This is a genomic window from Cryomorpha ignava (assembly GCF_010686655.1).
GTDB classification, from domain to species: domain Bacteria; phylum Bacteroidota; class Bacteroidia; order Flavobacteriales_D; family Cryomorphaceae; genus Cryomorpha; species Cryomorpha ignava.
This window is the reverse complement of record NZ_JAAGVY010000013.1, coordinates 83,773-95,726: the sequence shown is the minus strand read 5'-3', so window position 1 is coordinate 95,726 and position 11,954 is coordinate 83,773. Positions and strand designations below refer to the sequence as shown.

At 40.4% G+C, this 11,954-nt stretch carries 7 protein-coding genes and 1 pseudogene; 1 reads left to right on the top strand and 7 read right to left on the bottom strand.

Features of this window, described 5'->3' with window-relative positions:
• Window positions 1–242: pseudogene (locus G3O08_RS20895) on the top strand (IS4 family transposase); the annotation flags it as partial.
• Window positions 243–471: 229 nt separating this feature from the next.
• On the opposite strand, the gene G3O08_RS21710 reads toward G3O08_RS20895, so the two are convergent.
• The 7 genes from G3O08_RS21710 to G3O08_RS09155 all read right to left on the bottom strand — a co-directional run bounded on the left by G3O08_RS21710 (window position 472) and on the right by G3O08_RS09155 (window position 11,898).
• Window positions 472–1,137, bottom strand: a complete 666-nt coding sequence (locus G3O08_RS21710; RefSeq protein WP_163285067.1) for an energy transducer TonB — start codon at window positions 1,135–1,137, stop codon at window positions 472–474.
• Between the two features lie 254 nt (window positions 1,138–1,391).
• Entirely contained in the window at window positions 1,392–3,539 is a 2,148-nt protein-coding gene (locus tag G3O08_RS09180; RefSeq protein ID WP_163285066.1) for a tetratricopeptide repeat-containing sensor histidine kinase, read from the bottom strand.
• 343 nt (window positions 3,540–3,882) lie between these two features.
• Window positions 3,883–4,503 (bottom strand): HD domain-containing protein, encoded by a 621-nt coding sequence (locus G3O08_RS09175; protein WP_163285065.1) that lies wholly within the window; start codon window positions 4,501–4,503, stop codon window positions 3,883–3,885.
• A 194-nt stretch (window positions 4,504–4,697) separates the two neighbouring features.
• The gene (locus tag G3O08_RS09170) at window positions 4,698–8,447 is read right to left on the bottom strand and encodes a DEAD/DEAH box helicase (protein WP_163285064.1); all 3,750 of its coding nucleotides are present in this window, start codon (window positions 8,445–8,447) and stop codon (window positions 4,698–4,700) included.
• 421 nt (window positions 8,448–8,868) lie between these two features.
• On the bottom strand, window positions 8,869–9,111 hold the full coding sequence (locus G3O08_RS09165) for a 4a-hydroxytetrahydrobiopterin dehydratase (protein ID WP_163285063.1): 243 nt from the start codon (window positions 9,109–9,111) through the stop codon (window positions 8,869–8,871).
• 2 nt (window positions 9,112–9,113) lie between these two features.
• Window positions 9,114–11,327, bottom strand: a complete 2,214-nt coding sequence (locus tag G3O08_RS09160; RefSeq protein WP_317164049.1) for a S46 family peptidase — start codon at window positions 11,325–11,327, stop codon at window positions 9,114–9,116.
• 16 nt (window positions 11,328–11,343) lie between these two features.
• Entirely contained in the window at window positions 11,344–11,898 is a 555-nt protein-coding gene (locus tag G3O08_RS09155) for a J domain-containing protein (RefSeq protein WP_163285062.1), read from the bottom strand.
• Between the last annotated feature and the right edge of the window lie 56 nt (window positions 11,899–11,954).

Here is an 11,954-nt window from a genome sequence, read left to right as displayed (position 1 = left end):
AAACGCATCTACAAGAAATAGAACGTATAGAAAAACTAATACTGCTGGTTATGATGGCTTTGGTTTGGTGTTATAAAGTTGGTATCTATCTGCATCAAAATGTAAAACCAATAACAATAAAAAAACATGGCCGCAAAGCAAAAAGTATCTTCAAGCATGGATTAGACCATTTAGCAAGCTGTTTGTTAAATCCTAAGAATCAGAACAATATGGATATATATCAATTTTTGTCATGTACTTAGAAAATTCAACTATTCGAATCTCTGCCTTTAAGCGCGAAACGGGCTTTAACTTTCCGTTCATCGTATATTTGAAATACGTGGTATCACTCTTAGTTGGATGCAAGGTAACCTGGGCAGTTAAACTCGTAATTCCACAGAGGAAAAAGCTCATTACAAGGATGGAAAAATAATGCTTCATTGCTTCTGTTTCAAACCCAAATATACGTTGAAGCGTTGCACCTAAAAGTGTTTACTTCAACTTAAAGCTTACAGGTAAGTAAAAACTTACTCTTACTGGTTTTTCGTCTTCCGTCGGTGGCGACCACAATGGCATATTCTCAATAATTTCCCAGACAACAAGATCGCAATAACCATCGAGACCATCGCCGCAGATGTTTAAAACAATCGCCTTCCCGGATTCATTTACCACAAATTTGATTCTCACTCTGCCATTAACACCGCTGCTTAAGCTCTCTATCGGATATTTAATATTTTCACCAAGATAATTCATCAAATCGCTATAACCTTTCCCAAATTGTGTAAAGAGCAACGTGTCACTGACTGGCTCCTCATCCGCACAATATCCATAAACCAACTTATCAAAATTGCGCTCACGAACAACCTTGCCAGTTTCATCATAATACTGCCATTTGCCGGAAGGGCGCCCGTCCTTATAAAATTTGTGCTGGGTTAAGCTTCCTGTATCCATATCAGATATTCTCCGTTCCACAGCACTTCCATTTTGCGATGAAGTAATAATTCTTACATCAGCCTTGCGTGATGGAACGGGTTTTAGATTTCCTCTTTTCTTCGTCTGGTAATATGCCGTATCTGTAGTGATGGCTGAAGAATTGGTTTGAGCTGAGAGACCATCCAGGACAAAACACAAAATAATTAAAGATGAAAAATATTTCACTGAATTAAATTAAAAATGTTAATCATTTATAGGCGATCTTGAGGAAACCTATTTCAACTTAAAATTTAAATAAACAGCTAAATTAGAATATGTAATCATCGTTTTACAATTCATTCTAAATATTTCACATCATGGTTTATTCTCAAACAAATCCCAGACACGAAAGTCGCACTATCAAATCAGACCTTTGCCATAGAGCTGTGCAACACCCACTCTGCCAATTGTATCTACTACAATGCTAAACACAAAGCAGTTTACGCCAAAGCCTTCAAACTCCTTTTTTCAGAAGGGAAAAACACTTCTACTTCAGTTCCACCGGTTTCAATAGTGCGAAATTTCAAATAGCCCCCGTGGAGTTCAGCAAAATCGCTGACTATACGCAAACCTATCCCTGTACCTTTCTCTCCCTGGGTTCCACGTTTCGAAATGACTTTATGGCTCTTGTTAATCTTTGCGACCAATTCTTCAGAAATTCCTTCGCCCGCATTGCGAACTAGGAAATATGTTCCCTCTGCATCTTTAAATGTTTTCAATTTGATCTTTCCACCCTTGGGCGAAAATTTGATCGCATTAGAAATCAAGTTGAACGCTATACTTTTAAATTGATTCTTATCTGCCGGTATGGTTCGCGCGCGACCCCAGTCGGTGGAAATAAGGAGTTCCTTATTTTCTATTTGCCGCTTGCTATTTGTCAGGCACTCATTCACCACCGACGCGACGGATAGTTCTTCTACATCTGGTTTTCCTTTTCCAGTTTTCGCCTGAGACCATACCAGAATATTTTGAAGTGAAATTAACCCGGCCTTCGTCTCCTGCTCCAGCTGCTGAGTGAGCTTGGCGAATTCTTCCGGTTCTAAATCGTCCGAATTCATAAGACCTACCAACGATGAAATGCTTGTAAGTGGTGCCTTTAAATCGTGTCCGAGAACAGAAAAAATATTGTTTTTCAGTTCGTTCAGCTCTTTGAGCTCTTCTTTTTGAACTTTTACGGTTTGGTACTGGGTTTGGAGCTCTTGACGCAAGGCGGCTTCCTTTTTAAGGGACTTACTTCGCCTGCTGTAGCCAATGAAAAGGATTAACGTTATAACCAGCACTAATCCCAGAAGCAACCACAACCCAATTGACATGATGCGCTGCCTTTTGATTTCTGCATTTTGGGATACCTGATTCGCTTTTAAAAGCATATTTTCGGTGTGAGCCAAATCTGTTTCGTACCGTGTTCTCAGCTCTGCAAATTCATTTTCATTTTGCCTCATCCTGATAGAATCTGAATAAGCGCTATATGCTTCGAAGTGATTTAAGGCAGTTCGGAAATCTCCATCTTCGCGTTCCAACTCGTATAAGCTTTTATGGCTGTCTGCAATCATTGGCAGTGAGTTCAGATTCTTGGCTATGCCGAGTGCCTTATCATAATACGTTTTCGCAACAGTATAAGCACCATTGGTAGAATACGTTTTGCCCAGACCCCAGTTCCCATAAAACAATCCCGGGTAAATCTGGTGTTCTTCACTGATTTGAATTGTTTCCGAAAAAGCCTTTCTAGCCGCCTCGATATCTCCATTGCGCAGGTTTATCTGCCCCAGCGTATTATACACAAGGGCAAGGCCCCCAACGTCTCCTATTTCTTCACGTATTTTTAGGGAGAGGTATATATAATGACGTGCAGAATCCATTTGCTGATTATTCTCTAAAGTAAGCGCCAGATTGAGGTAATTGGATGCAAGCCCTGCGTTAAAACCCTGAGATTTATTGATGACTATAGCTTTTCGGTAGTGCTTTTCGGCCATTGCATAATCTTCAAATTGCTCACGGTAGAGTTCTCCAATATTGTTGAGGCTTACTCCCAATTCCAAATACCGCTCTTCCCTTTCGTAAAAACCCTTTGCTGCTAAGGCATATTGAAGCGATTTTTCAGTATTGTGATCGTGCAGGTAAGAGATGGAAATATTTGAAGTAAGGGCATAATACTGCAGGCTGTCGGTGCTTTTTAAATAGCTTAATGCCTCGTTGCCATAAACTATGGAAGCCCCGTAAAGCGACTGTTCGGCCTTTAGCTGACTCATCACAGCGTTGGCCATCACTAGTTGTGATGAGTCGGCAGATTTGCGAGCCAATGCTAAGCATTCCATCAAAATGGGCTCAGCAGATTCTAACTGCCACTTTTTTAGCAAAAGGATTCCCTCGTTATAGCGCAAATTGAAGTAATCTTCATGATGGGGAGCAGTGCCTAATCGCGCCCGCGATTCATTTAGCCAAACTTCCGCTTTTGTAAAATCCCCAACGTCTATGTGTTTCGTTAAAGAGTCTATGGCAGTTTTCAGCTCGGGCGACCTATCTGTTTTTTGTGGATAAGCCTCGTTCATAAAAGTAAAGGCAAGAAACAGCAATAGGAATAAACGCATAAAAGAAGAATTTAGATAAAGAGTAAACTTAACCAAATGTAGGACAGCTTTGAAGTTAAGTTCTGTTAGTTTAAACAATGTGCTGTGTATTATCAATGCTTTTGATTCAAAAATATATTAAGAATCCGTTTCAATCTGACCTTCAAGACATTCCCCACTGCTTAGTTTAAAACTTGGTCTCCGGCATAAACCATTTCAAGAATTTGAGAAAGGGAATTAAGGAATCAAAAAATAATTCATTCACAATGGTAGGCTTACTTAAAAGTTGATTTTGCTAATAAAACCCTAATTTCTCGTAGCGTTTTTAAGAAAGCGTTGAAACAAAAAATCTAAAACCAACTACTCACAATATTTCAAGCTCCTTTCTCAAATTATCCCTCGCCTTCTTCTCTCTCAATTCAAAAAACCGCTTGGTTCTAAAAATCCTCTCCGAGTCCAGAAATGACCGAACCACCTTCTTCCGACCCTTTATGTAAAAAATATCAGGGTAAATGGAGTATTCTTTTCTGACATTCTGGGCATAAATACTATATTTTTCAAAGGTATCACCAAGTATGGCCAGATCGAAATCAATTAGATACGAAGTGTCAGAGTCATCACTAAATTTATGATGCTTCGTCGCGAGAATCTGCTCCTTGCATCGCTCAACACGCTTTGGTTCAAGCCCAAGCAGTGAAAGTTTTTCTGCTGCAATCTCCGCACTTCTCTCTTCATTTTTCTGGCGCTTTACGTTGTAAACAATATCATGATAAAAGATGGAAAACGAAACGACATCCCAATCTTCCAATTCATCCCTATTCTCTTCCGCCAATCGCAGCATATAATCCAAGTGATTGAGATTGTGGTAGTACCGCTTCTTTTGGCTGTAAGCCGATACAATTTCCTTCCACAACTGCTCTCTAAATTCCGCATCGTTCGTGTAGGCTGAAACCAACTGATAAAAATGAGACTTTAAGTAATCCATGATTCAAATATCTCTCGGTTTATGTTTATTTCACTTGATTATTGTATAACGCTTATGCCTATTTCTAATTGCCCATTGCCTATTGCACATTGCCTATTGCCTATTGCTAATTGCACATTGCCTATTGCCCATTGCACATTGCACATTGCACATTACCTATTGCTAATTGCACATTGCCTATTGCCCATTGAAATTCACCCAAACAAATCCATTAAATCATCTTTGTTCAACTTTTTCAAAATGCCCTCATCAGTAGTAACAATGTCTCCCGCGATAGCCTTTTTCTTTTTCTGAAGCTCCATAATCTTCTCCTCAACGGTGTTTTTACAAATCATTCTGTAGGCTATTACCTTCTTATCTTGCCCTATACGGTAGCAGCGGTCAATGGCCTGATTTTCTACTGCAGGGTTCCACCATGGATCAACAATATAAACGTAGTCGGCAGCCATTAAATTTAATCCGGTGCCACCCGCTTTCAGGCTAATGAGGAAGACTCTGCAAGTCTCATCTTCCTGAAAATGCTCCACACTCGCTTGCCGCTGTGTGGTGTTAGATTGGCCGTCAAGGTATTCATAAGAAATCCCTTCTTCTTTTATTCTGCCTTCAATAACCCGCAGCATTTTTACAAATTGAGAAAATATTAAAATCTTGTGATTCGCTGTTTTCTCTTTGATATGCCTTACGAGCAAATCTATTTTAACCGACTTCCCGGTGTATTTCTCATCACCCGGCAATATTTCGGGTGTATCGCATATTTGTCGCAATTTTGTGAGTCCTTCCAATACAGCAAACCGCGCTTTGTTTACTCCCTCCTCATCTATTTTTTCAATCAGCCTGTTGCGGTATTCATTCCTGAAAGCGTCATACACTTTCTGTTGCGATTTGTCCATTTCGCAATAAAGCACTTCTTCGGTTTTGTCGGGAAGCTCTGTGGCAACTTGCTTTTTTGTACGCCGAAGTACAAAAGGCTTAATCAATCGCTGCAATTCGGCGGCTCTGTTTTCATCGCGGTCGGTATCAATTGCTTTCGCGAAATCATTCTTGAAATTCTTAGCTGCACCGAGAAATCCCGGATTCAAAAACGACATTTGCGCGAAGAGATCAAAGGTGTTATTCTCAATAGGTGTGCCCGTCATCGCAATGCGATTATTCGCTTTAAGCAAACGCACAGCCTTGTATCTTTTGCTGGCCGGGTTTTTAATGGCCTGCGATTCGTCGAGAATCACATAATTAAAATTATAATCTTTAAAGACTTCAATATCGCTTAACGCATGACCATAACTGGTAAAAACGATATCGTACTTCTTAAAATTATCTGTAGATTTAATGCGCTGACTTCCATAATAAAAATGAACTTTTAAAGAAGGTGCGAACTTTTTAATCTCATTTTCCCAATTAAAGAGAAGCGAAGTGGGAACGACAATTAAATTGGCCTGCTTGGTTTTTAAAATCACATGCTTTAAAAAAGTGATTATCTGTAGGGTTTTCCCGAGCCCCATATCATCTGCCAGAATACCGCCCCACTTAAATTCATCCAAAAAACAAAGCCACTGAAACCCATCTTCCTGATAATGTCTCAAAGTGCCTTTTATACCTTTCGGCAAAGGGTGGGTTTGGATTTTATCAAAATTTAAAAGCTTCGATTTCTTATCATTAATTTGCAAGGTCACTTCATCATCAAGGGCATCAAAAAGCTCTTCTACCAGAGTAAACTTTTTACTCGACACCAGAAGTTTATCTCCTTTTACTTCTCCGCTTTCAAATAAACGCTCCAACTTTTTAAGCCACTCTGCAGGAATAATTCCCTTTGAACCATCACTCAATTCTATATAATCACTCCCGGGAATAAATCGTTTCTTAAGCTGATCTATTCCAATCTCTATGTCGCCAAATGCAATTTTCGCCTCTACTTCAAACCAATCAACACCTGATTTAACGGAATAAATCACCTTTCCAGGATACGGATTTACCTTAAGCCCTTTTAAATCGCGCAGGCCAAATACCTTTATTTCCAGCTCTTCAAATTTTCCAAAAATCTTAATGAATGTATTGTCCTTCATTAAATCTCTGTAGCTAATATGAAGGTAATCTGTTCTGGAAAACTGGTCTTTAAACATCGGATATATTTCGCAGAGTTCATTTCTGAATTCATCTGCTTTTTGCATATCCTGCTCGGTTTTAACAATTCCTTCTTCACCAACTTCCCACTGACTTTCTTGTGAAAGGGCATCCATGAGATAATCGTTTTCATACCGGATAAATGGTCGAAAAAGAACGAAATTACCTACTTCCGAGAGGTAAATTTCTTTGGCAACAGCCGTAACAGTTTGAGTACTCACTGCATATTTTTTAAAGTTAATAAACTCTACATCACTTGATTTAAGTGCATAGCCGAGGTATTTTTCAAAAAGTGCGGGCAATTTACTTAGCGCAACCATTTTACCATCTAGCTTGCGCGCGCTTCTAACATGATTGATATCAGAGTCTGAAATAAGAAGATAAATGTGCTCACCCGATTTCAAGAAATTTCTATGCAAATCTTCTATATTTTCTGCATTGAGAAACACTTCGGCACCACCTTGATTAAAAGCTACCTGAATTTCTACAAATCCGTCTTTCTCGGTGAGGATATATTTTAATCGGGGTGCAGTCGATTGAAATTTTACGTCTAGCAGGTCTCCCTTGCGAAAGTTGCGGTGCGAAGGAGCTGTATTCAAATAGATATTGGGATGCTCTTCCAACGCGGTTTTATATTCGAGCAGATATTTAATCTTCTCATCCATCGACTCACTCCCAAAGCTTACGCTCAACGCATTACACAAAGCCAGAAGCGAAATATCTCTGTTTTGCTTCACTACATGATCAGAAAAACCTATTTTATCATACTCCTTAAAACCAATGGACATTGGCACACCTTTTTTATTGGCGCGTGCTACAATAGGTATCAGATCAAAATCGCCATCATACGGATCAAATTCCAATGAAAAACCCATCTCAAAATCGGGCTGATCCGTATCGCTGATAGTCGGTAATTCATGATTTGGGTTTGTACTAAACGCGCTGCCGGGATTTTCTAAGCTCCACAATTCGGGCGATATCAAATTGGAAAGAGATGGCTTTGGAACAATGGTTTTCACATTATCCGAAAATCCAATTTCGAAATAATCCATCCAGTTGGCTTCTTTGTCAAAACCGTAGTTATTAAGCATTTCGGCACCCTTTTTCTCAACAAAATCTTCATCTAAATCTGTAAAAAGCGCTGTCAACTGCTTACCGGAAACTTCTTTTAAAAAAACAGCAATATGATCGCACACTCGCTTTCGCTCATCACCACACGAACAGGATAGTTTAAGATCGATATTATCAGAAACTGCGTTAAGTGTAAAGATTTCGGCCTGAGAATAAAAATAAGTCTTCCTTATTGCCAACGTAATTTCATAGTGACCTTTATCCGCTTGGCGAATAGTAAAGTCACGCAATTCGGGAATATGCCTCTTGTAAAGAGATCGGTATAGTACTTCCCTATTAAAAGATTTGAAATTCTTTAACAGCCAGCCATTTTCTGTTATTTCTAAAGACGCTTGATCGATTTTAGATACTTCCGGCCAGGTAAATTCTTGATTTTTATCAAAGCTAAGGCTTAAAGTTTTCCAATTTGCTTTGATCCAAAGCCCTGCGGCTGCAATGTGTTTACACGCGCCCTTTCCGCTATAAGGACAGTTGCAACCCATCTCGTAAATCAATTTTACCGAATGGATATCCACATTCAGAAAGACTTGATATGACATTGTCCCCTTTACCCCAAAAAAGATGTTTTTCTGCAGCGGCTTAATAGAAACGCTCTCCACATGTCCCGAAAGGTAATAAGCACGCCCCCTTTGAAGCACTTCCGGAATTACATTTCTATTAAAAAACCCATCTACACGGTCACTTATTGAAATCATGCCACGAAAATAAAGGCTTTAAGAGTATGCTGAAACCAATGTTGATAAGAATTGATATCTAATTTTTGCTTTTTTTGGAATAATTGGAAATAGCGAAAACCGGATTTGAAAACGCTAGCTTTTTAGGTTAAGCTTCTTGTTTGGGTTTTTTGGGATGCCGTGACAAATAACTAAAGCTTCTCCGAATTAACCTTAGTCATGATTAACCTTAGTCATGAAAATCCTGGCGAGGCGCCAGAGTATACCAAGCCGTAGGCATGGCGAGACGCCACGCTAAAAAGCGTAGTAAACTGAGCGTGTGCGCAAAACTATTTTTCGAATCACAAACAGACCCCTTAATGACCCACGAAACCATGCGCCCGCAATCTGAAATCTGAAATCATCATTCTGAAATCAAAAGTCTGAAATCATCATTCTGAAATCACAAATCTGAAATCTTATCAATCGCCTTAGCCAATTTATGATCCTTCTCGGTAACTTTATCTCCATCATCATGCGATTGAAGCGCAATGTCGACAGTATTGTAAACATTGGTCCACTCGGGGTGATGGTTCATCTTTTCGGCTATCAATGCCACTTGACTCATAAAGCCAAACGCGCCGACAAAGTCTTTGAATTCAAATGATTTTTTGAGCTTGTTATCTTCTTCTTTCCAGTTCTTCATAATTAATTGGTAACAGGCTCTACCGTCTTTTGTTCACCTCTTGATGATTCTGCACCAGCGGATGAAACCAATTTCATTTCATCTACAAGGTGTCCCGCGCCGGCAAATTTGTCTACAATGAAAAGCACGTATTTTACATCGACCATGATGTTGCGGCAAATCTCTCCGTTAAACATCAAATCGCTCATCGTGCTCTCCCAGGTGCGGTCAAAGTTCAACCCAACCAGCTGACCTTTCCCATCAAGTGCGGGGCTTCCCGAATTGCCCCCTGTGGTGTGATTAGAACCGAGAAAGCAGACGCGAAGCTCTCCATCAGTAGCATACTTGCCGTAATCGCCATTTTGCTGAAGCTCGAGCAATCTTTCAGGCACATCAAACTCTTTATCACCGGGAATGTATTTTTGCACAATTCCATCGAGGGTTGTGTAGGCTTTGTATTCCAGTCCATCTTGCGGTTCAGAACCTTCCATTTTACCGTAAGTCAGTCGCATGGTACTATTTGCATCCGGCCAGTATTTTTTATTCGGAAATAATTCCATGGTTGCCTTTACGTATTCTTCCATCATCTCGCTTTCCCGATTCACAAAGTTTTCGTACCCCGCTCTTACTTTTCCGTTGTACGCCTCAAGCAGCTCATCGCCAATTTTGTAAATGGGATCGTTGTTTAGAATTTTTACCTGCTTCTTACCCGATAGGTCGAGTAGTTTTAGCAATCCTGCTTCATTGTCCATCATCGATTCATCGTAAATGGCATCGGCAGCAGCTTTCGAATTTCCGTATTTAGCGAGATAGGTATTCAGCGTAGGCGAATTTAAAACATCGGGACACCTTTCGGCAAATATTGCCAGTTGTGCAGCCATAATGCGGCGATCTGTTTCAGCGTCGTAATCTTTATTAAACCCGGCAATCGAATTTCTAAGACGTTCTTTTTCCTCTTTCATTTTGCCATTTTCTGTAAGGGATGCGTTTTCTGAAGCCAGCTTTTTAAAATTCGTAGAAAACCGAATCGCTTCGGGGCCGTAATAGAAAAATTCGATCAAAAACGTGCGCGCAAGTTGGTACTGCTCGTTTTCGCTGTAAAGCACAGCAAACTCATCGGGCAATGCTGCATAGCTATCAAAACCTTTGGCCCGGGCGGCATCTACAAACAATTTCTCCTGCGCCTCTTTCTTTTCTACCGCGTCAAATCGCTCAAGACCCATATTCTGGCCTATCCATTTTTTGTATGCATTGCTTATTCGAGATTGCTTTGCCGCATATTGAATACGCAATTTATCGCTGCTTTCCATAGCAGCATCAATCACGCTCAAACTCGCTTCGCGCATCGCAATAGCTACAGGGTTTTGAACCTCTGTAATGTATTTTACGCCATAGCTCGAAAGGTATTGATCGGTACTACCGGGAAATCCAAAAACCATCGTAAAATCGCCTTCTTTCAGGCCATCCATATTTACCGGAAGGCTGTACTTTGGGGTATAAGGCACATTGTCTACGCTGTAATCTGCCGGTGAATTATCGGGAGCTGCATAGATTCTAAAAAGTGAAAAATCGCCTGTATGGCGTGGCCATTCCCAGTTATCTGTATCGCCACCAAATTTACCTATTGACGATGGCGGAGCTCCTACCAAACGCACATCGCGATACGTTTCGGTAACAATCATATAGTATGCATTTCCATAAAAGAAAGGCTTTACGCTGGCTTCGTAGCCATTTCCTTCGGTAGCTCCTTTTTCGAGCGCTCTCGTTACATCGGCAATAGCCGCCATTTTCTCATCGCCTTTTAATCCTTTTGTACGTTTCTCCACAAATTCTGTAACGTCTTCTATTCGCACCACAAAGGTGGCTGTGAGGTTCGGGTTCTGGAGTTCCTCGCCATGATTCATTGCCCAGAATCCATTTTTGAGGTAATCATTCTCAACCGATGAGTGCGATTGAATTTGCGAATATCCGCAGTGGTGGTTGGTTAATATCAACCCTTCTTCAGAGATGACACTCGCCGTGCAACCGCCACCAAAATGCACAATGGCATCTTTTAAACTGCTTTGATTAATGGAATAAATATCTTCGGCAGATAGCTTTAATCCGGCATTTTGCATATCGCCTTCCACAAGCTTTGCCAGCGTAGAAGGTATCCACATTCCTTCATGGGCGTGGCCAAATTGAAAACTTAATACGCATAGAAATAGAACCGAAAATTTCAGAAAAGTCTTAATCACAATTATAGGGTTTAAATTAGGAATCTTTATTTTTTATTAGAAAATACCAGAGGCCGTAAAGAAACAAAATCCCGAGGAAGATAGGAAATATATGAAATTCGGCTTCTTTGCCATCCGGCCGACCGTAAACCACCTCTCTGTAATAGCCCACAAATGGAGAGAGAATCATTACTACGCCAATACCGACAAACACATAATTGGCCGCAGAATTAATCACTAAAGCCGTGCGATAAATGGGTGATTTTTCAAACTCCCTAAACCGCAAATCCGCGTTTCCCATTGCTCTCTCTCTGGCGCCAGCGGCATAATCTCGTCCGTATTTTCGCTGCAAGATTTCGCGGGCTTCCTTCCGTTTTTGATAACGGATCACCGCATCTCTCACGTAGGCATCGCGGTTCATCAGCACCTCATAAGCCTCATTTACATCAATAAATTTGTGGCGACTGGTTTGATTGCCGCTTTTATCGGGATGATATAATTTGGCAAGCCTTCTGTACGCAGCCTTTATATCAACATCAGTGCTGTCTGTAGGCAGTTCGAGAATACGATAATATTTCTCAAAGATTTTCAATGGTCATAAAAATAGGAAATTCCACAAACAATGAGGTGCAAAAGAACGTGCAATCT